At 63.5% G+C, this 21,992-nt stretch carries 20 protein-coding genes; 8 read left to right on the top strand and 12 right to left on the bottom strand.

The annotated features are described in order from the left end of the window. Positions 1–97: 97 nt before the first annotated feature. Positions 98–949, bottom strand: coding sequence for a MerR family transcriptional regulator (locus tag GH665_RS31195; RefSeq protein WP_153141008.1), 852 nt, complete (start codon positions 947–949; stop codon positions 98–100). Between the two features lie 172 nt (positions 950–1,121). On the opposite strand from GH665_RS31195, the gene GH665_RS31190 reads away from it, so the two are divergent. Next, complete coding sequence (locus GH665_RS31190) at positions 1,122–2,174, top strand: DUF1176 domain-containing protein (protein WP_167531033.1); 1,053 nt, start codon at positions 1,122–1,124, stop codon at positions 2,172–2,174. 33 nt (positions 2,175–2,207) lie between these two features. Here GH665_RS31190 and GH665_RS31185 read toward each other — a convergent pair whose 3' ends face one another. From GH665_RS31185 to GH665_RS31160, 6 genes are all read right to left on the bottom strand, one after another. Beyond that, entirely contained in the window at positions 2,208–2,819 is a 612-nt protein-coding gene (locus GH665_RS31185) for a GNAT family N-acetyltransferase (RefSeq protein ID WP_153141006.1), read from the bottom strand. Positions 2,820–3,044: 225 nt separating this feature from the next. Further along, positions 3,045–3,350, bottom strand: a complete 306-nt coding sequence (locus GH665_RS31180) for a hypothetical protein (protein ID WP_153141005.1) — start codon at positions 3,348–3,350, stop codon at positions 3,045–3,047. A gap of 112 nt (positions 3,351–3,462) precedes the next feature. Further along, positions 3,463–4,077, bottom strand: a complete 615-nt coding sequence (locus GH665_RS31175) for a peroxidase-related enzyme (protein ID WP_153141004.1) — start codon at positions 4,075–4,077, stop codon at positions 3,463–3,465. Continuing rightward, positions 4,074–4,634, bottom strand: coding sequence for a CMD domain protein (locus GH665_RS31170; protein ID WP_153141003.1), 561 nt, complete (start codon positions 4,632–4,634; stop codon positions 4,074–4,076). Before GH665_RS31170 ends, GH665_RS31175 begins: the two co-directional genes overlap by 4 nt. A gap of 15 nt (positions 4,635–4,649) precedes the next feature. Then, complete coding sequence (locus GH665_RS31165; protein ID WP_153141002.1) at positions 4,650–6,161, bottom strand: NAD(P)-binding domain-containing protein; 1,512 nt, start codon at positions 6,159–6,161, stop codon at positions 4,650–4,652. After that, positions 6,158–7,144 (bottom strand): LysR family transcriptional regulator, encoded by a 987-nt coding sequence (locus GH665_RS31160; RefSeq protein WP_153141001.1) that lies wholly within the window; start codon positions 7,142–7,144, stop codon positions 6,158–6,160. Before GH665_RS31160 ends, GH665_RS31165 begins: the two co-directional genes overlap by 4 nt. A 350-nt stretch (positions 7,145–7,494) precedes the next feature. Between GH665_RS31160 and GH665_RS31155 the strand changes: the two genes are divergently transcribed. The 4 genes from GH665_RS31155 to GH665_RS31140 all read left to right on the top strand — a co-directional run bounded on the left by GH665_RS31155 (position 7,495) and on the right by GH665_RS31140 (position 12,233). After that, a complete protein-coding gene (locus GH665_RS31155; protein ID WP_153141000.1) occupies positions 7,495–8,691 on the top strand; it encodes an ABC transporter substrate-binding protein in 1,197 nt (398 codons plus the stop codon). Positions 8,692–8,794: 103 nt separating this feature from the next. Next, on the top strand, positions 8,795–10,618 hold the full coding sequence (locus GH665_RS31150) for an ABC transporter permease (RefSeq protein ID WP_153140999.1): 1,824 nt from the start codon (positions 8,795–8,797) through the stop codon (positions 10,616–10,618). Positions 10,619–10,628: 10 nt separating this feature from the next. Next, the gene (locus tag GH665_RS31145; protein ID WP_153140998.1) at positions 10,629–11,471 is read left to right on the top strand and encodes an ABC transporter ATP-binding protein; all 843 of its coding nucleotides are present in this window, start codon (positions 10,629–10,631) and stop codon (positions 11,469–11,471) included. A 21-nt stretch (positions 11,472–11,492) separates the two neighbouring features. Further along, the gene (locus GH665_RS31140) at positions 11,493–12,233 is read left to right on the top strand and encodes an ABC transporter ATP-binding protein (protein WP_028197326.1); all 741 of its coding nucleotides are present in this window, start codon (positions 11,493–11,495) and stop codon (positions 12,231–12,233) included. Between the two features lie 36 nt (positions 12,234–12,269). Here GH665_RS31140 and sapR read toward each other — a convergent pair whose 3' ends face one another. After that, a complete protein-coding gene (gene sapR / locus GH665_RS31135) occupies positions 12,270–13,175 on the bottom strand; it encodes a sap1 transcriptional regulator SapR (protein WP_153140997.1) in 906 nt (301 codons plus the stop codon). Positions 13,176–13,311: 136 nt separating this feature from the next. Next, complete coding sequence (locus tag GH665_RS31130; protein ID WP_153140996.1) at positions 13,312–14,199, bottom strand: DMT family transporter; 888 nt, start codon at positions 14,197–14,199, stop codon at positions 13,312–13,314. Between the two features lie 116 nt (positions 14,200–14,315). Here GH665_RS31130 and GH665_RS31125 point away from each other — a divergent pair, with 116 nt between their 5' ends. Then, a complete protein-coding gene (locus tag GH665_RS31125) occupies positions 14,316–15,755 on the top strand; it encodes an aminotransferase-like domain-containing protein (RefSeq protein WP_153140995.1) in 1,440 nt (479 codons plus the stop codon). A 30-nt stretch (positions 15,756–15,785) separates the two neighbouring features. On the opposite strand, the gene GH665_RS31120 is transcribed toward GH665_RS31125, so the two are convergent. The 3 genes from GH665_RS31120 to GH665_RS31110 form a co-directional block, all read right to left on the bottom strand. Next, positions 15,786–16,859 (bottom strand): TAXI family TRAP transporter solute-binding subunit, encoded by a 1,074-nt coding sequence (locus tag GH665_RS31120; RefSeq protein ID WP_153140994.1) that lies wholly within the window; start codon positions 16,857–16,859, stop codon positions 15,786–15,788. 184 nt (positions 16,860–17,043) lie between these two features. Continuing rightward, a complete protein-coding gene (locus GH665_RS31115; RefSeq protein WP_153140993.1) occupies positions 17,044–18,129 on the bottom strand; it encodes a hypothetical protein in 1,086 nt (361 codons plus the stop codon). 428 nt (positions 18,130–18,557) lie between these two features. Further along, complete coding sequence (locus tag GH665_RS31110) at positions 18,558–20,069, bottom strand: MDR family MFS transporter (RefSeq protein ID WP_153142382.1); 1,512 nt, start codon at positions 20,067–20,069, stop codon at positions 18,558–18,560. Positions 20,070–20,180: 111 nt separating this feature from the next. On the opposite strand from GH665_RS31110, the gene GH665_RS31105 reads away from it, so the two are divergent. Further along, a complete protein-coding gene (locus tag GH665_RS31105) occupies positions 20,181–20,969 on the top strand; it encodes a TetR/AcrR family transcriptional regulator (protein ID WP_153140992.1) in 789 nt (262 codons plus the stop codon). Between the two features lie 441 nt (positions 20,970–21,410). Continuing rightward, the gene (locus tag GH665_RS31100) at positions 21,411–21,923 is read left to right on the top strand and encodes a response regulator (RefSeq protein ID WP_153140991.1); all 513 of its coding nucleotides are present in this window, start codon (positions 21,411–21,413) and stop codon (positions 21,921–21,923) included. Positions 21,924–21,992 lie beyond the last annotated feature (69 nt).

Below are 21,992 nucleotides of genomic sequence, written 5' to 3'. Positions count from 1 at the left end.
ATTGCGTTCGATCGATCGAAGATCGTCGCACGGACATCCCGCCGATCAAACGAAGCAATGCAGATTTGAATATGACGCGCGCGCGAACGCGGAGTGACTATTTTCTGGATTTATCTTTCTTCGCCGCGGTGGCTTCGGCCGGATGACCGAGCTTCTTTTCCATGATTGCCGCGACGCGGTCGCCGAGGTAATCGCCGGAAGCCTCTTCCAGCGCGCGGTTCATTTCGCTTTCGACCAGCACCATCGCCAGCGGCCGCACCCGCCAGATTGCGTCGACGAGGGCGGGCACGTCGGCAGGCGGGGGCAGCGCGTCGGCGTCGTAGCGGTCCAGTTGGCGGACCACCAGGTCGACCAGTGCCTTGGCGACCGCATGGAAATGCGGTCTGGCGACGCCCACGGCGTCGAGCAGGTCGGCGAGCGGAATGCCTTCCTTGGCCATGGTCGCGCCGGCGGCAAGCGCGGTGGGGTTGCCGGACACGAAGGAGAGGCCGTCGCGCTCCAGCAAACCGAGATCGACCGCTTTGCCAAGCGCGCTCGGCGAGGCTTTGTCGCCGAACATGTGCAGCAGTTCGAGCAGCGAGTATTTCTTTGGCCGTTCGCGCGACCAGCGTCCGCCGATCGCGGTTTCAAGGCCGAGGATCGAACGCAGATCGTGGCCTTCGTCCACCGCCATGATCAGATCCTGAATGTTCGCGAGCGTGTAGCCGCGCGTGAGCAGATGGTTGATCAGCTTCAGACGCGACACATGCGTGTCGTCATATACGCCGACGCGGCCGCGCTTTTCCGGTGGCGCAAGCAGGCCGCGGTCCTGATAGGCGCGCACGTTGCGCACCGTGGTATCGGTGACGCGCGCGAGTTCGTCGACCGTGTATTCGTTGCGCGGCGCGGCGCCTGACGGGACGCTCGAGGCGTCGGGCAAGGGCGGAAAGGGGGGCGGCGTATTGGGCATGGGGGGATTTTAACGCGGTGGCCAACCCGGCGGCGAGTTCGGCGGCGAGTTTGGCGGGCAACGCGATGGTTTGCATGGCTCCGGCGCGGTGCGCCGCGATATGAATCTTCAGGCGAATTCACTTATATTCTCATTCTCGCCGCTGACCGGCCGCCGGATTTTCGTCCAGAACATGAAAACATCATTGCGTTGTTTCTCCGCGACCGTTGCCGCCAGCCTCGGTTTGTGCGGCGCGCTGATCACGAGCGGCGCGTCTGCGGGCGAGCTGAAGGAGTTCAAGGACTGGGCGGTCGGCTGCGACAATCTACGCAACTGCACCGCCATCGGTTTCGTTGCCGACGAAGCGCAAGCCGGCACATACATCAGGATTTCGCGCGGCGGTGATCGCGATGCGCAGCCCGTGGTACGGATCGCGTCGATGCCCGACAGCGACGTTCATGCGCCGTCGCTGCAACTCTCGCTATCGGGCGTGCCGAACGGCGCCGCGCCGCAACGGCTGGCGGCACACGTCGTTTATGACTTCGTGGATGCCGATCTCAATGGCGGCGCGGCGATGAAGCTGATCGACGATCTGCGCAACGCACAGAGCCTCTCGGTCGAACTGTTCGACGGCGCTTCATCGAAGGGGGCAAAGACGGTTTCGTTGTCGGGCGCTGCCGCCGCGCTTCGTTACATGGACGCTCAGCAGTTGCGCGTCGGCACCGTCACGGCGCTCGTCGCCAAAGGGCCGGCGGCGGCGAGCACGATTCGCGACGTGCTCGCCGTGCCGCACTTCGTAGGCAAGGTCTTGAGCCCTATGAACGCGCCAAAGCGATTGCCGCCGGGCGTCGGTAAGCCGGACGAAACGTGTGATGCGGGCGAAGCATCGGTGATCGCTTTCAAGGCGCCGGACGGCGTCTCGCTGATCGGCGTCTGCCAGTCGTCCGGGGCCTACAACACCAGTTATTCGTTCTGGGTCGTACGTGCAGGCAGCCAGAAAGCCGTGGCCGCCGATTTCGACAGCGGTGGCGGAGAGGTGGTGAATCCGGGCCTGTCGAAAGACGGCCTGACCCTCTCCACTTTCGACAAGGGCCGCGGCGTCGGCGATTGCGGCGACAGCGCGGAATTCACATGGGACGGCACGGCGTTCAGGACACTGACGGAAAGTGAAATGCCGGAATGCCTGGGCGTGCCGTCGGACGACTGGCCGGTGACTTACACCGCGGTGCTGCGCAACCGGCCCTGACCTTGAGGACGTATTGAAACGAAGGGCCGGGCTTCAGTCGCGTTCCTGCGCGATGTCGTCCGGCGCGGTCGAATCTCCGGCCCCCAAGGTCCGCTGCATCAGCGTGGTGTCGAGCCAGCGGCCGTGCTTGAAGCCCACCGCCTTTAACGTGCCGGTCAATTCGAAACCCAGTTGCGCATGCAGGGATAGCGAGCCGCCGCTGCCGCCGTCGGCGATCACGGCGACCATCTGGCGCCAAGGTCCGGTTTCGCAGCGTTCGATCAGCGCCTGCAACAGCACGCGTCCCAGGCCTCGTCCGCGATACGCGTCGTTCACGTAGATCGAATCCTCGATCGTGTTCCGATACGCGGCGCGCGGCCGGTACGGCGTCGCGTAGCAATAGCCGGCGACTTCGCCGTCGATCTCGGCCACCATGTACGGCAACCCATGGCTGCGCACCGACGCGAGCCGCGTGCGCAGATCGTCGACGGAAGGCGGGATTTCCTCAAACGAAGCGACGCCTGTCAACACATGGTGGGCGTAGATCGCCTGGATCGCGGGTAGATCGGCTTCGGTGGCGTCGCGGATCAACGGGGCGGTCAGTGGCGTCGGGGCGGCTGAATCGGTCGAATGGGGTGTGGATGGGGCGGGGCGGGGGGTGCTCATACGTGTTCCTGTCGTGGCCGGTGAATCTATGAATACGTTTTACTATGCCCGCCGCGCGCGCGAATTTGAAGCGCGTCAAAAATCGCCGCGATTTATGGGCAGTATGGGCAGTATTGGCGTATGCATAGGCGACTGGGCGCGATCCGCGCCTGGCGTGGCGTGCCCGGCCATGTGTCGCGGCCGGGCGCGACGGATTTTCGTCGCGAATCTACCTGCGTGCGCCGGTCAGTTGTGCGAGTAGGTATCCGGTTGTTTCACCTGCCCGCGGTAATGCCGGTGGCGCTTTGCCTTGTGCTTTGGCCTGGCCCTGGCGTTGCTTTTGGCCGCGGCATGTTCAGCGGGCTGCGGTTGCTGCTGGGCTTGCATCGGTTGCGGCTGTTGGGCCTGCGTGCCCGGCGTGGGTGCCGGATGGCCATTGCCGGACGGCAGCGTGCTCTGGCCTTCGCCGAAGCGAAAGGTTTGCGATGTTTGCGCGTACGCGGTGGCGGACAGCGTCAGGGCGGCGAGTGCCACGCAAATCGAAAACTTCATGAATCCATCCTCCTTCTGAACGAGCCGCTGAGGATACCGCAATGCGGCCTTTGGCCTCTTCGGCGCGTACAGGCTGTCGCGGCTGGATGCGGTGGGCCGCTGCGCCCGCACATCACGCGTCCGCTTGCGGAAACACCGGTTCGCCAAGCGTGAGCATCAACCGGTTGGCCCACGCAAAGATCGCGATCGCGTGAGTCAGGTCGAGAATCTCCGCTTGCGTCAGGCCATTGGCTTCGAGGCGCCTGATAGCGTCTGCGTCGACATTTTCAGGGTGATCGGTCAATTCGATCGCGTACTGGACGATCGCTCGCTCGCGCGGCGTGGTGCCGGCGCTCGACGGGTCTTCGAAAACATCTTCGATCGCGTCGGTCCGTTTCGCGAGCTGGCCGAATCGTTGCGCATGCACCGAAGCGCAATACACGCAGCCGTTCACGCGCGAGACCACGGTGCTGGCGAGTTCACGCTCGGCGCGCGGCAGGCCGCCCGGCGCATACATGATCGCGTTGAAAACGCCGGAGCGTTGCCGCAGGATTTCCGCCTGCTGGACCAGCAGGAGATAGTAGTCGGAGGTCTTCGCGTGCGGATGGCTTTCTTCGAGCACGGCGATCTGCCCGGGCGTGGCGTTCTCGAGGCTGACCGTGTCGAGCCATGCGCGCCAGCCAAGCGTATCGAAGGTAAAGCCGTTGAACCGGTCAGCCGGCAATGCACTGGTGTTCACCTGGGTCATGCTGCCTCCTGGGCGGCGCGCAATGCCTTCAGGCCCGCTATCACGCGCAATTGATAAGTGACGAATGCAATCAGCTGGGACAACGCGACGATGCCGCGTGTCGTGATCCCGGCTTGTTGCAGCGTCCGCAGATGCTCGGGGCGTGCTTGGACCGGCTTCAGAGTCAATAGCTTAACGTGAGAAAGGATGGCGATCAGGCGCGCGTCGGCGGCGGGGTCGAGCGTACCCGCTTCGATTGCATCGAGCGTCACCGGCTGTGCGCCGGCGGCGATGAGCTTCGCCGTGTAGGCGTCGGCGAGATCGTCGGCCAGCGAGAGACGGGCGGCATACCATGCGGCAAACAAGCGCTCGTGCAGCGACAGATCGGGCAACGCGGGATCGAACAGTGCGTCTTCGCTGCGTTGCGTGTGCAGCGCGACCTTGTCGCGGGTGTGGCGGACCGATGCGAGCGGGCTGCCGGCTTGCAGGCCGGCGAGGGTGTCGACGGTATCGACGGTGGCGGTGTCGGCGACGTCTGAAAGTGCGGACGATTGGGTCTGTGACGCGAGGTCGGTCATATCTGCTCCGGCGGGTTAATCAGTGTTTTCTGCGGTGTTTTCGGCGGGATTGTCAGCGGCGTGCTCTGCTTGCAGATGAGCGCGCGCAGTGCCGGACGATGCATCCGCATCGGTCCATTCATCCCCTTGTAACTCCGCTTTGTCGAAGGCGACCAGCGCCTCGTAGTGGCGCTCGCGATCCGCGTCGAACAGGCGGCTCGCGATGCCGCGTGCGAGGCGCTGCGCGCCTTCGCTGATCGCCGGGATGTCGCCGGACAGTTTTCCATGGCTAAGGCTCGCCGCGTGATTGAAACAATGAATCTGCGTTAGCGCCGCACAGGTGCCGGGTTCGCGCTCCTGAAACGCGAACGCGTCGCCGAGATCCGGCGACTCCGCCAGTTCGTGCGAAGGCAGCGACGGGTCCGCCCGATAGCGGTCTTTCCAGCGCCGTACAAAACCGGCGAACGGCGCAAACTCGGTACGCGTGGCGATATCCGAGTGAAAGCCGGTCGCGAAAATCAGAAAGTCCACCACGTAACGGCCTTTGGGTGTTGTTACCGCGAGCGCGCCGTCGAGTTCCTCGATCGCTGCCACCGGACTGCCGACATGAAAACGTGCATTGGCATGGCGTGAAACCCGCAGCACGCTGTCTCGCGGCGGAGGCGTCTGCTCGGTCTGTGCGTAGTGCAGAAAGCGCCATCTGGATGCGTCGTCAAGATCGGCGAAACCATGCACGAGACCCGGACTGCCGATGCCGGTCAACTTGTTCACGCGTGGAATGTCGTCGCGGCGGATAAACAGATCGACGCCGGCCGCCCCCGCTTCGAGTGCGGTTGCCGCATTGTCGAAGGCGGACGCCCCCGCGCCGACGACACCGACACGTTTGCCGGCCAGCGCAGCGAAATCGATTGCCTCCGCGGAATGGGCCCAGTAGCGGCGCGCAACCGTATTGGCGATAACCGGTACGGATGGGCCGCCCAACCCGTCGCGGCCAGTGGCGAGCACGACATGCCGCGCGAGCACCGTGCGCTGTGCGTCTGCTTTCGAGAGATCGTGCAGATCGAGTTCAAGCAGACCGTCGTCGCGCGGACGCAGCGAGGTGAGCGCGGTGTCGTTTTGCACCGGCAGATCGAGCACCTCGCGATACCAGCGCAGATAGTCCATCCACTGGGTGCGCGGAATCTTGTAGAGCGCATCCCACGCGGGGTTGCCGAATTGCGCTTCGTACCACGCGCGAAATGTGAGGGCCGGCATGCGCAGGGCGGGACCCGTGAGTTGCTTGGGCGAGCGCAGCGTTTCCATGCGCGCGAACGATACCCAGGGACCTTCGCGTCCCGATGGTGCGCGATCGAATATGCGCAGATTGTCGATACCCAGCCAGCGCAGTTCGGCCGCCGCGGCGAGCCCCGCCATGCCGCCACCGATCACGGCGACATCGAGTACGCGTTCGGCAGCGGCGAAACGTGGCGGGACCCAGGAGGGCGCGGGTAATTCCAGCCAGCGCAGATCTTCACGCAAGCGGGTTTCGAGATCGGCAAGGCGATTCATGCTGTGTGTTCCGGATGTTTGGTGCGCGTACGAGGGGCACGCGTTTCGCGTTGCAGCAGTGCGTCGTGTTGCTGGGCCGGATGCAGGACCACACCGTCGAGCAGTTCGCGGGTCGCATGTTCGATGGCTTGCAGCAACGCGTCGACGGCGGCGCGACGCGGTTTGCCCGCCGGCGTGACGACGCCGAAGAAGAAAGGAATCGCGCAATCGAGCGGCCGCGCCGTCACGCCTTCGATAGGCAGGCCGAGTCCGGTGGCGGGGTCGACGATTGCGACGCAGGCGCCCGCGCGAGCGGCCATCACCGCGTTCAACGATGCATTGGTTTCGAGAAACACGTCGGCGGCGATGCGCGCGGCCGCGAACGCTGCGTCGATCCGATGCCGTAGCCGGAAACGGTTCGCCACGGTGACGATGCGCCGCTTCGCCAGATCGCGCAGCGCGATATGGGGCAGTGTGGCGAGCGGGTCGCCGCTCTGCACCAGTGCCACGCAAGGCGCCTCGGCGATCCAGTGGATGTCGAGCTCCGCATGCCCGATGGGCAAGGTGACCAGACCGATATCCGCGGTGCGGGTCAGCACTTCATGCACGACGTGTTCCGCCGACAGGCTGCGTAACTGGAATTGCGGCGCGTGGCCGAGCGGCGGCAGCATCGCGATGGCAGGTGGCACGATCGACGCGGCCAGCGCGGGCGTGGCCGCCACACGCAGCGGTTCCGCTTCGCCGAGACCGATGGCGCGCGCCCGCTGCTCGATGGTCTTCAGTCCGACCAGCGAACGCTCGACTTCTTCGTAAAGCAGAAACGCACGATGCGTCGGCGTGACACGCGGGCCGTTGCGATTGAACAGCGCATAGCCGAGATCCGCTTCGAGCTCCTGAATCTGGCGTGTGACGGCCGGCTGCGAGCGTTCGAGCAAACGTCCCGCACCGGTGATGCTGCCGGCGGACATGACCGCCGAAAAGGCTTCGAGTTGATGCAGCTCCATGACGCGCCCTGGCAATTCGATCTGCGCATTGTAGGGTCGTCTGAATGCACGATTTATATAATGAATTTCGATATCGACAGCAAAAAAAATGCGAAGCGAATCGTTGTGCGAGCGCGTGGCGCCTCGAGTTTTCTTCTCGGTGGCATCTGTCAAAAGCAAGAAAAGTCAATTGCGTCAATGAGATGCCCTGACGCGTCGGCGAGTGACAGCGAACCCACGCTCGCCGCGTCGCCTTGCGCGAGCAGAGGCATGCTCGCCGACGTGATAACCATATTCCCAAAACTTCGTTGGGCCGCCGGAATTCACCGTGGTTACATGGCCTCACTTTGAAGATGACAGTCGGGGCAAACATGAAACACGTATCCAAATCGTCGCGAACCAGCTGGTCGCGCTGGCTGAAAACGCTGCCGGTGCTCGCCGCAGTGATGGGTATCACCGCAAGCTTGCCGGCTCATGCCGGCGCCGCGGCGGGCGAGCCGTATCTGATCGGCGTAAGCGGGCCGCTTACCGGACAGGACGCGCAATACGGCACGCAGTGGAAGCGCGGCTTCGATCTTGCGCTTGAGCAGATCAACAGCCAGGGCGGCATCAAGGGCCGGCCACTCGCCTACGACTTCGAGGACAGCCGTGGCGACCCGCGCCAGGCGGTCTCGATCGCACAGAAGTTTGTCGGCGACCCGCGCATTCTGCTGGAGTTAGGCGATCTCTCAAGCACGACTTCGATGGCGGCCTCGCCGATTTATCAGCGTGGGCAACTTGTGCAATTCGGCTTCACCAATTCGCACCCGGACTTCACGAAGGGTGGCGACTACATGTGGAGCACCGCGCTCAGCCAGGCTGAGGAGCAACCGCTGCTCGCGCACTACGCAACGAAGGAACTCGGCTTCAGGCGCATCGCCGTGCTCTATCTGAATACCGACTGGGGCCGCACCAGCAAGGACATTTTCGCGAAGGCCGCGGCGCAGGACGGCGCGCAGGTCGTCGCCGCAGAAGGCTATCAGCCGACTGAAAAAGATTTTCGCGCGACGCTGGTGCGGGTGAACGAAGCGAAACCCGATTCGCTCGTGCTGATCTCGTACTACGCGGACGGCGCGCAGATCGTGCGTCAGGCGCGTTCGTCGGGTTTGACGCAGCCGATCGCGGCCGTGGGCTCGGTCTATTCGCCGAAATTTCTCGAACTCGGCGGCGAGGCAGTAAATGGCGTGTTCACCGAATCGAATTTCTTCCCCGGCGACAAGCGGCCTGAGGTACAGGATTTCGTGCAGCGTTATCGCGCGAAGTACAACGGCGAGCCCGATACGTTCGCCGCGCGTGCGTACGACGCGATGATCGTCTCGGCGGAAGTCATGCGCCGCTACGGCGTGACCCGTCAGGCGGTGCACGACGGTCTGAAGCAGATCAGGGATGTGCCGAGCCTGATCTTCGGCAAGGTGCAGTTCGATCCGCAGACACGCCGTGTGGCCGGCGCGCGCAGCGTGTATCTGGTCGTCAAGGACAACCAGTTCACGCAATGGGACGGTGCGAAGCCACTGGTCGCTTCGAAATAACACTTCGGCAATGCACAGGCAACGCACAAGCAACGTCTGAGCGACGCTTACGTGTCGGCTTGTGTGTCTGTCTGTTTGTCTGTTTTCACCGGATCTGAATGCTATGGCCTCATGGCTCGACTACACGATCAATGGACTGATCGTCGGCAATATCTACGCGTTGCTGGCGGTCGGGCTCGCGCTGATCTTCGGCGTGTCGCATCTGATCAACTTTGCACACGGCTCGGTGTACATGATCGGCAGCTTCATCGGCTGGCTGTGTCTGACGCGGCTCGGGTTGCCGTTGCCGCTCGCCTTGCTGGCGGTGGTGCTCGGCTGCGGGCTGCTTGGCATCGCGATCGAGCGGATCGGCTTGCGGCCGCTGCAAGGCGCCGCGCGTATCGCTCCGTTGCTCGCCACGATCGGCATAAGCTTCGTGCTCGATCAGTGCGCGCAGTTGCTGTTCGGCGCCGATCCCCGGCCGGTGCCGAGCACGTTGCCCGATTGGCACTTTCGGGTTGGCGGTGCGACGATCGGCTCGCTGGATCTGCTGATTGCCGGCATCGGCGTGACGGCGGCAGCCGTGCTCTATGTGTTTTTGCGTTTCACCCGGTTGGGCTGGGCCGTACGCGCAACGGCGCAGGACCGCGACGCGGCGCAACAGATGGGCGTCAACGTCAATGGCGTCAATCAGGCGGTATTTGCGATCGCATGCGCGCTCGGCGGCGTGAGCGGCTTGCTGGTCGGCATGTACTACAACAGCATCGATCCGGCGATGGGCTTCCAGGCCACGCTCAAGGGCGTGGTGGCCTTGCTGATCGGCGGTCTGGGCAATGTGCCGGGCGCGATTGTCGGCAGCCTGTTGCTGGGCCTGGTCGAGAGCTATGGCGTGGCGATCTTCGGCACCAGCTACCGCGATCTGTTCGCGTTCGTTCTGCTCCTGCTGTTTCTGGTGTGGCGTCCCAATGGACTCTTTAGCGGCAGCCGCCGTTTGCCGCCGGAGCCGATGACCGGCACCTTCCTGTCCGCGGGCAAAGCGGTAAAAGTGCCACGCGCCGTGGTGATTGTTCTCGCGCTGGCTGCGCTTGCGTTGCCGTTCGCCGCCACGTCGTCCTATCTCCTGCAAACACTCACCAATGCCTGGCTGTACGGAATGTTGGCGTTGAGCCTGACCCTGGTGGCGGGCACGGTCGGACAGATTTCGCTTGGCCATGCCGCATTACTGGTGATTGGTGCGTATGCGTCGGCGTTGCTGTCGATGAACCTCGGCTGGTCGCCGGTCGTGACGATTTTTTGCGCCGGTTTGATCACCGCCGCACTCGGCACGCTGCTGGTCTATCCGGCGTTCCGTTTGCGCGGCCACTACGTGTCGATCGCGACGCTGGGCATTGGCGAAGTCGTGAGCCTCGTGATCCTCAACTGGGACAGCCTGACGCGTGGCCCGCTCGGCATCGCGGGCATTGCGCCGCTGTCGGTGTTCGGCTGGACGCCGGACAGTGCCCGCGCGATTTACTGGTTCGCGCTAGGCGTGCTGATCGTGCTGGCACTGCTGCAAACGCGGCTGTTGAGCTCGCATCTGGGCCGCACGCTGCGTGCGATTCGCGAAGACGAAGTAGCGGCGCGTTCGCACGGGATTCGCCCGAACCGCTACAAGGCGATCGCGTTTGCGTTCGGCGGTCTGGCCGCCGGGATTAGCGGCGGGATCGCAGCGCATCTGTATAGCTACATCAACAACCAGACCTTCGACTCGCAAGTGTCGATCCTCGCCTTGACCATGGTGATTCTCGGGGGGCTCGGCAACGTGCTGGGCGGCATTGTCGGCGCGGTGGCGCTGATCGGTTTGCCGGAGATTTTCCGCTGGGCCGCCGACTACCGGATGCTGATCTACGGGCTGGTTTTGCTGCTGCTCGTGCGGTTCAGACCGCAGGGTTTGCTGGGAACGGTATGACGGAGCGCACATGACACAGACTCTTCTCGACGTGCGCGGCGTGACGCGGCGCTTTGGCGGACTGACTGCGGTGAACGGAGTCGATCTGTCGATTTCGGAAGGCGAACTGATCAGCGTGATCGGGCCGAACGGCGCGGGCAAGTCGACGCTGTTCAATCTGATCACCGGGCTCGATACGCCGGACGCGGGCAGCGTGCGTTTCGACGGCCGCGACATCACCGGCGTGCGGCCGGAAAAGCTGGCCGCGCTCGGACTGGCGAGGACCTTTCAACATGGCCGGGTATTCGGCAATCTCAGCGTGCTCGATAACGTGTTGATCGGCGCGCATGCGCGTTTGCGTGTCGCGCGTACGGGTTGGCCGATCGTGGGCGCTATTGCCGAAGTCGCGCGCGCGCTCGTCGGACCGGCTTCGGTTCGCCGTGAAGATGCGGCGCTGCGCGACGAAGTGCGCGAGATTATTGCCGGATTCGGTGAACGCCTGACGCCGCGCATCGATCATCCGGCTCACAGCCTGTCGTATGCGAACCGGCGGCGGGTCGAGATTGCCCGCGCGCTCGCGTTGCATCCGCGCATTCTGCTGCTCGACGAGCCGACCGCCGGCATGAACGAGTCCGAAACCGCCGAAATGCTGGTGCTGATTCAACAACTGAAAGCGCGCGGGCTGACCATCCTGCTGATCGAACACAAACTCGACATGGTGATGCGGCTGTCGGATCGCGTGATCGTGCTCGACAACGGCGGGAAAATCGCCGAAGGCCTGCCACGCGAGGTGCGCAACGATCCGCGTGTGATCGAGGCATATCTGGGCCATCGCAATGTCGGCGGCGCGGCGACCGTGCGCGTGGCCGCCTGAACTTTTGCTGGAATATCGACGATGAGCGATGCTTTACTGAAACTCGAACATATCGAAACGTTCTACGGCCCCGTCCAGGTGCATTTCGACGTCAATTTTCAAGTGCGGCGCGGGCAGATCGTGAGTCTGCTCGGCGGCAACGCGAGCGGCAAGTCGACCACGATGAAGCTGATTCTCGGTCTGCACAAGCCGCGTGCCGGCAGCATCACGTTCGAAGGCGAGGCGATCGGCGGCCTCAGCACGCCGCAGATCGTGAGGCGCGGTGTCGGCTCGGTGCCGGAAGCGCGGCGGCTGTTCGGCGACATGACGGTGCGTGAAAATCTGCTGATGGGCGCCTATACGCGGCGCGACCGCGCGGCGATCGACGAAGACTATGAGCGCGTGCTGGGTCTTTTCCCGCGTGTGAAAGAGCGTCTGACGCAAAAGGCCGGCACGCTCTCAGGCGGCGAACAGCAGATGCTGGCCATGGCGCGCGCGCTGATGAGCCGGCCCAAGCTGATCTGCATGGACGAACCCACCATGGGTTTGTCACCGCTCTACGTCGACAAGGTGCTGGAACTGATCGACACGATCAACCGGCAGGGCGTGACCTTCTTCATGGTCGAGCAGAACGCCAGCCTTGCACTGGAGATCGCGCATTACGGCTATGTGTTGCAGACCGGCCGTGTCGTACTTGAAGGCACGGCCGAATCGCTGCTCGGCGACGAGCGGATTCGCGACGCGTATCTCGGCGGTGAAGCGGCGGCCACGACGGCATCCTGACGGCGATCGAGGTACGCGAGTACGGTGACAGCCGCTTCAAAGATCGAACTGATCGAATTCGCTTTGCAGTTCGCGATTGCGTGCAACACGTTCGTCGATACCCGGCCCGAGCCGTTCGACAATCGCCGAGATCAGCAGGTTGAACAGGCAGGTGAGCGGCGCCAGCGAATCCCAGAACTGGCCGACATCGGTCTTCACCTGCAAAAGATCGCCGTCGAACTCGCGTGCCCACGGACAGTAAATATCGGTGACGAGCGCGAAGGGCAGGCCGCGGCGCGTGGCGGCTTCGCAATAACGGCGCGCGATCATCGAGTAGGCGCGTGTATCGGTGACGATCAGATAGGGCGACTTGAACTCGGAGTTCAGTGAATCGACATACGAACCCGACATGCCGTCGGAATAGAACACGCGTGGGCGGAGGTACTCGAGGTAGCTGTAGAACGCGTTGCTGATGCCGCGCGTGGACTGAATGCCGAGAATATAGACAGCGTCCGCATTCGAAATGCGTTCGGCTACGCGGGCAAACACCGGCGACTGCGCGAGCTGATAGACATACTGGATCGCGCCGATTTCAAGTTCGAGCGATTGGGCGAGAGCCGGATTCGGAGCGAGATGGGCGATGTCGGGCCCGTTTGCCGCGGGTGGCGTTTCGCCGTGCTGGCCGGAGGTGCGGCGAAACGCGTCGAGCCGGTCGGTGATCAGCCACGGGCGCTCCTGGGCGCCGCGCAGTTCGCGCTTCAGATCGTCGAGATTCTGGTAGCCGATGCTGCGCAGGAACCGGCCCACCGAAATGCCACTGGTGCCGGCTTGCTGGGCGATCTGGTCGGCGGTTTCAAGGCCGAGCCGTTCGAGATTCGCCAGCATGTAACTGGCGACACGCTTGGAGGTGGGCGTGAGTTCGGCAAAGCGGGCTTCGACGGTTTGTGCAAAAGCGGTCGGCATCGTAGTCGCGGTGCGGGTAGTGGATCGATCATCGGGATGATGACATATTCAACCCGCATTCAACGAATACCCAGGCGTTGCGCGGTCCTGAAAATGAGGATGCGCACGCGTGGACGAGCCACCGGCGAGACTTCGCTCAGACTGCCGGCCGCACCGGCGTGGCCCGCGAGAAGCGCCGGGCGCCCGCCACACACGCCACCACCACGACGGTCACCAGAATCATCGCGGGCGGTATCTGTTCGTGCAGCAGCAGACCGGCGAGCAGCAGGCCGAAGAACGGCTGCAGCAACTGCAACTGCCCGACCCCCGCGATGCCGCCGAGCGCCAGCCCGCGATACCAGAACACGAAGCCGATCAGCATGCTAAAGAGCGACACATAGGCGAGCCCCCACAGCGCCGCGTGGCTTACTCCTTCAAATGATGCCGGGCGCGTCCACCAGGCGAGCGGCAGCATCAAGGGCAGCGACAGTACCAGCGCCCAAGAAATGACCTGCCAGCCGCCGAGATGACGCGACAGCCGTGCGCCTTCTGCATAACCAAGGCCGCAGACGATGATTGCCGCCAGCATTAGCGCATCGCCGAGCGGCGACGCGTCGAGGCCGTGGCGCAACGCGAACGCGACCACCGCGCCGCTGCCGAGCGCCGAGAACAGCCAGAACGCCGCTTGCGGGCGCTCGCCGCCGCGCAGCACGCCGAAGATCGCGGTGGACAGCGGCAGGAGTCCGACGAACACCACGGCGTGCGCGGCGTTCACGTGGCGCAGCGCGAGGGCGGTCAGGAGTGGAAAGCCGACCACCACGCCGAGCGCGACCACCACCAGTGGAATGAGATCGCGCCTGGCGGGCCGGGCCTCGCGAAACACCAGCAGTAGCAATAGCCCCAGCGTGCCGGCGATGGTCGCGCGGGCGACCGTCAGAAACACCGGATCGAGGCCCTGCACGGCGATGCGGGTGGCGGGCAGCGAGCCGCTGAAAATCAGTACGCCCACCATGCCGCTCACCCAGCCGTTTGTTGTCTTGTCCATTGGAAGAGTCCATGCGGATTGCAAATAATACGCCTAGCATCCGCTTTTGGACGATAAAGGGTAAGCTACGGATCAGTACAATTCGTACAAACTGTACCGAACATGGAGCAGTACAGATGGCGGAAAGTGATAGCAGCCGGATGAGCCCGGGCGCGCCGGCCGGCACGCGGGTCGGCGCGGTGATGGACAGCCTGCGCGAGCGCATTGCCGGCCGTTCGTTGATGCCGGGCGCGCGTGTGCCGTCGATCCGCGCGATGACGGAAACACTCGGTGTGTCGAAGTCGACCGTGGTGGAAGCGTACGACCGGCTGGTCGCGGAAGGGGTGATCGTGGCGCGGCGCGGTTCCGGTTTTTTCGTGTCCGGCCATGCGCCGCCGCTCGCGCTCTCCGATCTCGGGCCGCGGCTGGATCGCGAGGTCGATCCGTTGTGGCTTACGCGGCAGTCGCTGGAGGCCGGTGCAAAGGTGTTCAAACCCGGCTGCGGCTGGATGCCGTCGTCATGGCTGCCGGAAGACGGTGTGCGCCGCGCTTTGCGCGCCCTGGCGCGCGATCCGCAGGCGCCGCTGGCCGACTATGCGAGCCCGCTCGGCCTGCCCGCGCTGCGCCAGCAACTCGCCTGGCGGCTCGCGCAGCATGGCGTGGAAGCGCCGCCAGAGCAGATCGTGCTGACCGACGGCGGCACGCACGCGCTCGATCTCGTCTGCCGCTTTCTGCTGGAACCCGGCGACACGGTCCTGATCGACGATCCGTGCTACTTCAACTTTCAGGCGCTGCTGCGCGCGCATCGCGCCCGCATCGTCGGTGTGCCTTATACGCCGAACGGGCCGGATCTGGCGGCATTCGAGCGGGCGCTGATCGAGCATCGGCCGCGGCTCTACGTGACCAATTCCGCGATCCACAATCCGACGGGCGCCACGCTGGCGCCGGCTATCGCGCACCGCTTGCTGAAACTGGCGGGCGAGCACGATCTGCTGATCGTCGAGGACGATATCTTCGCCGACTTCGAGGACGAACCGGCACCGCGTCTCGCAGCGTTCGACGGGCTCGCGCGGGTGGTCTCGATCGGCAGTTTTTCGAAGACGTTGTCCGCGGCCGTGCGCTGCGGCTACATCGCGGCGCGCAGCGAGTGGGTCGAACCGCTGGTCGATCTGAAGCTGGCCACTTCGTTCGGCAATGGCCAACTGGCGGCGAGCGTGGTGCATCGTCTGCTGGTGGACGGCACGTACCGGCGGCATCTGGAATCGATGCGCGCGAAACTCGCGGACGCCATGGGCGAAACAATCAGGCGGCTGGGCTATGCAGGTCTTGAAGTGTGGACCCGGCCACGGGCCGGTATTTTCGTTTGGGCGTGCCTGCCGGATGCGCTCGACGCCGCCGACGTCGCGCGTCACGCGTTAGCCGAGAGCGTCGTGTTCGCACCGGGTAATGTGTTCAGCGCATCGCAATCGGCGGCCGGCTTCCTGCGCTTTAACGTGTCGCAATGCAACCGGCCCAAGGTGTACGAGGCGCTGCAACGGGCGATGGAGGTGTCGGCCGTATCGAAGGCGCATGCCTGAATGCACAGTTCTCGCCACCAGCACGCGGCCTTACTTGCACAGCAGAAGCAGCCGCTCCTGATCCGTGCAGGCTGAACGCGGTTTTTGCGCAGCCTGCGCTGCGGTCGCGCTGATCGCCGCGCTCCGGTTCGCGAGGCACGCGCGCAAATGTTTCTCCACGGGGCCGTAGTATTTCCATCCCCGTACGAGCGTGGGCAATTCGAGTTTGACCTGCTTCCACTTGGGATGCCCGTGCTCCTGAAGATTGTCGAAGTTGGCGCACAGCGAGTCGGCAAAATGATTCAGATTGCCGACGGTGTCGCGCAGACCATAGTCGTAGGTGACGAGAAAGGCCTTCACCGTCAACGTCGGGACGTCTTCCTTCAGCCAGTTCGGATAGCTGGTGGCGCGGATTGTGGCAGGAAAATAGGTCTGTTTGGCGCGGGCGGTTTCGGGCGCGGCGGGATCGGCCTTCAGCAGGCGGATCTGTTGCAGCAATTCAGGGTTCATTTCGTTGAACAGGTTGGCCGGCTGTCCGACCACGATGATCGCCACATCCACCTTCCTGACGATCAGCGCGGCCAGAGCGTCTTCGTTGCTCAGGTGCTGGATGTTCTGCTCGGGAATGGTCTGTCCAAACATCAGGTGATAGAGGGTCGTGGCCGATTGAGCGGTGCCGCTGCCGATCAGGCCCACGCTGATGCTCTTGTCCTTGATGTCGGCGAGGGTTTTCATCGGCGAGTCGGCACGGACCACGACGTTAATTTCCTCGTCGTACAGCGGCATGATCAGTCGTAGCGGCCGGATTGCCGTGCCGGCGTCGGCGTTGCCCGCGTTGGCCATATCGATGTAAGCCTGATACACATCGGACTGCACCAGCGCGAGCTTCACGCCCGGCTCGAAGCGCATGCGCTGCACGTTTTCGGCCGAGCCTTTCGAGGCCAGTACTTCCAGGTCGATGCCGGCCGGTTGCGCCACCCATTTCGACAGATCCTGGCCGATCTGAATATACGTGCCCCGTTCCGGGCCGGTGACGATCTTGTAGTGCGCGGGTTCGGCACTCGCCAACGATGACATGACCGTCAGCAACAGCCCAAGGCATCCCGCCAAAAGTGTCTTCAGCATGGTCTATCTACCTATCGGTCAAGGTTGAACTGCCTGGCGCGCCGGCACCTGTGAGACACCGGTGAACCCGCCTGCCATCACATGTTTATGCGCTGTGCGTGCCGTGTCCGTCTGTTGCCGCTCAGAGGCCGCTCGATCGCCGGTGAAATCGGTCTGGTGATGCTTCGGGCGGTTTCAAAAACAGCTATGTAATTCGGTATCCAAACGATTGATCGCCGACCGGACTGTCTATCGCAGCGTGCGGCTTGAGCGGTGCCCAACCTGTCTCGCGAATCACGAGTGCGAGGATCGTCTTCGCGGTGTCGTTGCCGGTGTCGATAGAGAGTGCCTCGTTGGCGTGCTGACGTGCGCAGTTCCACGACTGCTGCGCCGCACACGCTTGCGCTGCCTGCAACGCGGCGTCGCGATGCGCGGCGAGGGGTTTCAATTCCGTCGCCAGATCTTGCGCGTCGGCGTTGCCGGGTTGCAATGTTTGCACTGCGCCGAGCGCCGCTTGTGCCGCGGACAGATCGTTGGCGTGGAGCGCCAGACGTGCTGCCTGTAGCGCTTGCGCGGCATCGCGGAACTGCGGCGCCAGTGGTTTTGCGGGCACGGCCATCGGCGGCGCGATTGGTGTGACTGGAATCGCCGGTGCGGTCTTCGAGGGATTGGCAGGATTCGCGAGAGCAGTGGACTTGCTCGCGGCAGCCGGGTTCGTCGACGGTGCAGATGTGGCAGGCGGGGCAGGCGTGTATAGCGCAATCGTGCCGGTCGCCGTTCTGGCGTCCTGGGGATTATCTGCCGTTTGCTCGGTGTTGCCGTTCTGCGATTCGTGGTCGCCGCTGAATAGCGCATAAGCGACATACGCTAGCCCGATTGCGCCAATGACCGCGATCGCGATCAGTACCCGGCGCATCGGGAACATGCCGCGGCCGTCAGAATGCGGCGGCTCGGCGAGTGGCGGGTCGCCGCGCGGGGGCAGCGTCGCCAGTACCGGCGCTTGCATTGGCGCTTGCATTGGCGGCTCGATAGGCGTGGCTTCGTCGGTGAGCGCCGTCTGCGCAGCGAGTCCGGTTCCGCTTGGCTTTGTCGGATCGAAGCTGCTTTTTTGCGCGCTCTTGCTCATCGCGCTGGCGCGGCTGCCGGGAATCACGACGCGTTTGTGCGGATCTGCGTCGAGTGGATGCACCGCGCCGCAATACGGACAATAGTCGACCTGCCGGTACAGAGCGCCGCCACAGCGTCTGCAGGGCATCGGGAAATCCTGGCCGAGTATTGTCTGGGTGGACATGCTGTGGACCCACCTGTGGAAAACAACGTCGTTACGGCATGCTCCAGATCGGTTTGAGGCAGGTGAAACGCCTGCGAAAATCACGATCCACATGCACTGGAGAACCTTGGGGCGCAAGTCCTCGCTTGCGATTCCGCTGCTTGCAATATGTGGCGTTTCGCGGAGAACGTCAATCGACGTTCTCACCTACTTCAGATGCCGGAGCGCTCATTTGTAGGTACGACGAAACACTTCATATGTCGGCAGAACGAACGGGTGGCGTGTTTTTTTCATACGCGCTTGCAAGTTCACGATGTGCAGGCAATGACGCGAAAGCGCGATCGGCAAAAACGGCAGGGGAGATGAAACAGAACGAGGTCGAAGCCCACGGCGTTCGACCTCGTCATCAAGCGCTTGCAGAAAACACGCGCGGCAGACGTGATACGGGATCAGTGCTTGCGCAGCGGATGATCCTTCAGAAGCCACGCGAGCACGAAGGCCAGTACAACCACGCAGGCCGCCGACAGATAAACCGTGTGCAACGCGCCGGCAAACGCCAGCAGATAATCGTCGCGCAACGCTTCAGGCAACTGATGGATGGCGGCCGGCCCGAGCGCGTGCGGCAATTCGGTATTGGGCGGAATCAGCGTTGCCAGGCGCGCGGCCAGGCCGTTCGAAAACACCGCACCAAAACTGGCGACGCCGATCGAGCCGCCGATCGAACGGAACAGCGTTGCGCCCGACGTGGCGACACCCATATGTTTGAACTCGACCGTATTCTGCACGGCGAGAATCAGCACCTGCATCACCATGCCTAGGCCACAGCCGAGTATGCCCATATCGACATACATCACATGAATCGGTGTGCCGATCTGCAGGCGCGCGAGTAGCAGCATTGCCACGGCCACGAGGAACGTGCCGGCGATCGGGAACATGCGGTACTTGCCGATCCTGCTGATCAAACGGCCGGTTACCATCGACATCACGAACAGACCGCCCATCATCGGCAGCATTTGCATGCCGGCCTGTGACGGTGTCGAGCCTTTGACTACCTGCAAGTACAGCGGCAGGAAAGTGACCGAACCGAACAGCGATACGCCGATGATGAAACCGATCAGACTGCTCAACAAAAACGTGCGCTGTTTGAAGAGTTCGAGCGGCATGATCGGTTCGGCGGCAGTGCGCTCTTCGTGGATGAAACCCCAGATTGCCACGAGCCCCATTCCGAGCGTGAACCACAACTGCGGCGACGACCACGGCAGGATCGTGCCGCCCTGGCTCGTAAACAGGATGATGCAGGTGAGCGCGCCGGCGAGAAACGCGGCGCCCATGTAGTCGATGGTGTGCTTCACGTGCCGCACGTGCGGTTTGAAGACTGCGCCGATCACCACCAGCGAAATGACGCCGAGCGGCAGGTTGATGTAGAAAATCCAGCGCCATGACAGGTGCTCGACAAGAAAGCCGCCAAGCAGCGGTCCGATCACCGTTGCGAGACCGAATACGCCGCCGAATACGCCCTGGTAGCGGCCGCGTTCGGCCGGTGGAATCACGTCCCCGATCGCCGCCATCGTGACGACCAGCAGACCGCCGCCGCCGAGCCCTTGCAGCGCGCGCAGCAGAATCAGCTGGGTCATGTTCTGGGCGATGCCGCACAGCGCGGAACCGACGAGGAACACCACGATCGCGGTCTGCAGCACGATCTTACGGCCGAACAGATCGCCGAACTTGCCGTACAGCGGTACGACGATGGTGGAGGTGAGGAGGTAGGCGGTCACCACCCATGACAGGTTGTTGAGCCCGCCGAGTTCTCCAACGATGGTCGGCAGCGCGGTCGAAACGATCGTCTGATCGAGCGCGGCGAGCAGCATGACCAGCAGTAACGCCGGAAACAGCAGGCGGATCGGCGGATGGTCGGCGGCCTGAGGGCCAGACTGCACGTCCGGTTGCGCACCGGGCTGCATGAGCACGGCGGGTTGAGTCGTTGTCGATTGGTTCATGGCACCACGGTGTTGAAATTAATTAATTTGGAGATTAATATATGCGACATTGAGTCAACCGTCAAACTGAATGCAATGGCAAGGATTTCGTCAGATGAACAGCAAGTGAAGCGCGCGCCGCGCAACACGGCGGCCGCGAAGGCGCGCAAGCTTGCGGAGCCGGCCGCGTCAACCGCGTCAACCGCGTCAACTGTTGTGGGCGAACCGGAGAAGGCCGCGCCGGCGCGGCGCCCGGGCCGGCCTTCGGGCTCGGCGCGTGGCCCGGAGCAGCGCAGCCGTCTGCTGGATGCCGCGCTTGCCTTGTTTGCGCGGCAGGGCATCGTCGATACGACGCTTGGGGAGATTGCCCGCGAGGCGGGTTTCACGCCGGCGATGATGCATTACTACTTCAAGACGCGCGAGCAACTGCTCGACGTGCTGATCGACGAGCGTTTCGCTCCGCTACGCGCAACATTCGGCGTGCCGTTTCAGGAAAATCCCGACGATCCGGTTGCGGCCATCACGCAGCTCACGCGGCGTTTGATGCAGGTGGCGCACGAGCACCCGTGGTTTCCGTCGCTGTGGGTGCGCGAAGTGATCAGCGACGGCGGCCTGCTTCGCCAACGCATGCATGAACGGTTCGGCGACGCGAACCAGAAGGCGTCGCTGTCAGCCATCGCGCGCTGGCAGAAGGAAGGGCGCCTGAATGCGGGGCTTGAACCTTCGCTGGTATTCGTCACGCTGCTAGGTCTGACGATTTTGCCGCTAGCCGCCTCGAAGCTTTGGCGTAACGATCCCGTGCGGCGCAACATCGGCGGCGAGGAAATCACCCGGCATGTGGTGGCCTTGCTGATGCATGGCGTCGGTCCCGGCAAAGCGGACTGACACGCCAGCCAGCTCATTCAGATGTCGTTTGCTGCAGTGGCTGAACGCAGCCGCTGCGATTTCGCGCGCACGATGCGGGCGCCGCGCGTGAACGACAGGACTGATGGACCCAATGGGAGCGCTGAGGCACGCCACGTGCTACCTAAGCGGTGGATGCAAACGCCGCGCGGAAAAACGCAACAGGAGCGCAACACGACCGGCGTCGCAAGGAACACGGATATCAGGAAAGACGCCGGATGGGCAACGCGATGCACATGGGTTTGCAGCGGTGGCCACGGCGGATCGGGTGTCGGCATCTATCTGCCGGAGCAGGGGTGTCGAAGGTGGTTTTTTCATCGGCGTGCAATTTTGGCACGTTACCGTGCGCACGCATTGTGCTCAGGTCACGTTTTACAATCGCGGGCCTGCATGCAACTCGACGCACGAAATCGAGTCGGAGCCATGGACAGCAAGATCGCGGCCGCGAAAATCGGCGGCACACAGCAGGACGATACGTTGGCCGCGTCTAACGGCCTAACCGGTTTTATTGAGCAACAACAGAACATGAACGGAGTATTGAGACTCGATCAGGCCACGATCGTGCTCGTCGAAGACGACCCGGCTAGCCGGGAATCGCTGACCTTGTTACTCGAGGGGGAAGGGGCGCATGTCGTCGCGGTGGCGGATGCGGAAGCGGGCGTCGAAGCGGCGCTGCGGTTGTTGCCTGATGCCGTGGTGTGTGACCTGGAATTACCGGCGATGGACGGTTTTTACCTGATCCAGCGGCTGCGCGATCACGAGATTCGTGGCGATCACGCGCCTGCGGTGGCCGTGGCGCTCACGGGCCATACCGACGACGCTTACCGCTTGCGTAGCATTGGCGAAGGCTTCCAGCATTTCATGACCAAGCCGGCGTTGCCGGAAGACCTCGTGACCCTGCTGCACGACGCGATCGACGCCCGCGCGGCGGGCTGATCGATATCTTGGAAGCGGGCGGCAGTTGCCTGCCGCCGGATCTTCGGCGGCGGTTTTTCGCGCGGCAGC

The sequence above is a fragment of the Paraburkholderia agricolaris genome, from assembly GCF_009455635.1.
Classification (GTDB): domain Bacteria; phylum Pseudomonadota; class Gammaproteobacteria; order Burkholderiales; family Burkholderiaceae; genus Paraburkholderia; species Paraburkholderia agricolaris.
This window is presented reverse-complemented; position numbering and strand designations above follow the sequence as displayed.

Bases quoted from the DNA above. Each gene is read 5' to 3' on its own strand.
- GH665_RS31170 (WP_153141003.1), bottom strand. From the start codon at position 4,634: ATGACCGACCTCGCGTCACAGACCCAATCGTCCGCACTTTCAGACGTC.
- GH665_RS31190 (WP_167531033.1), top strand. From the start codon at position 1,122: ATGAAAACATCATTGCGTTGTTTCTCCGCGACCGTTGCCGCCAGCCTC.
- GH665_RS31140 (WP_028197326.1), top strand. From the start codon at position 11,493: ATGAGCGATGCTTTACTGAAACTCGAACATATCGAAACGTTCTACGGC.
- GH665_RS31160 (WP_153141001.1), bottom strand. From the start codon at position 7,144: ATGGAGCTGCATCAACTCGAAGCCTTTTCGGCGGTCATGTCCGCCGGC.
- sapR (WP_153140997.1), bottom strand. From the start codon at position 13,175: ATGCCGACCGCTTTTGCACAAACCGTCGAAGCCCGCTTTGCCGAACTC.
- GH665_RS31110 (WP_153142382.1), bottom strand. From the start codon at position 20,069: ATGCAGCCCGGTGCGCAACCGGACGTGCAGTCTGGCCCTCAGGCCGCC.
- GH665_RS31180 (WP_153141005.1), bottom strand. From the start codon at position 3,350: ATGAAGTTTTCGATTTGCGTGGCACTCGCCGCCCTGACGCTGTCCGCC.
- GH665_RS31195 (WP_153141008.1), bottom strand. From the start codon at position 949: ATGCCCAATACGCCGCCCCCCTTTCCGCCCTTGCCCGACGCCTCGAGC.
- GH665_RS31145 (WP_153140998.1), top strand. From the start codon at position 10,629: ATGACACAGACTCTTCTCGACGTGCGCGGCGTGACGCGGCGCTTTGGC.
- GH665_RS31165 (WP_153141002.1), bottom strand. From the start codon at position 6,161: ATGAATCGCCTTGCCGATCTCGAAACCCGCTTGCGTGAAGATCTGCGC.
- GH665_RS31155 (WP_153141000.1), top strand. From the start codon at position 7,495: ATGAAACACGTATCCAAATCGTCGCGAACCAGCTGGTCGCGCTGGCTG.
- GH665_RS31130 (WP_153140996.1), bottom strand. From the start codon at position 14,199: ATGGACAAGACAACAAACGGCTGGGTGAGCGGCATGGTGGGCGTACTG.
- GH665_RS31185 (WP_153141006.1), bottom strand. From the start codon at position 2,819: ATGAGCACCCCCCGCCCCGCCCCATCCACACCCCATTCGACCGATTCA.
- GH665_RS31150 (WP_153140999.1), top strand. From the start codon at position 8,795: ATGGCCTCATGGCTCGACTACACGATCAATGGACTGATCGTCGGCAAT.
- GH665_RS31175 (WP_153141004.1), bottom strand. From the start codon at position 4,077: ATGACCCAGGTGAACACCAGTGCATTGCCGGCTGACCGGTTCAACGGC.
- GH665_RS31120 (WP_153140994.1), bottom strand. From the start codon at position 16,859: ATGCTGAAGACACTTTTGGCGGGATGCCTTGGGCTGTTGCTGACGGTC.
- GH665_RS31100 (WP_153140991.1), top strand. From the start codon at position 21,411: ATGGACAGCAAGATCGCGGCCGCGAAAATCGGCGGCACACAGCAGGAC.
- GH665_RS31105 (WP_153140992.1), top strand. From the start codon at position 20,181: ATGGCAAGGATTTCGTCAGATGAACAGCAAGTGAAGCGCGCGCCGCGC.
- GH665_RS31115 (WP_153140993.1), bottom strand. From the start codon at position 18,129: ATGTCCACCCAGACAATACTCGGCCAGGATTTCCCGATGCCCTGCAGA.
- GH665_RS31125 (WP_153140995.1), top strand. From the start codon at position 14,316: ATGGCGGAAAGTGATAGCAGCCGGATGAGCCCGGGCGCGCCGGCCGGC.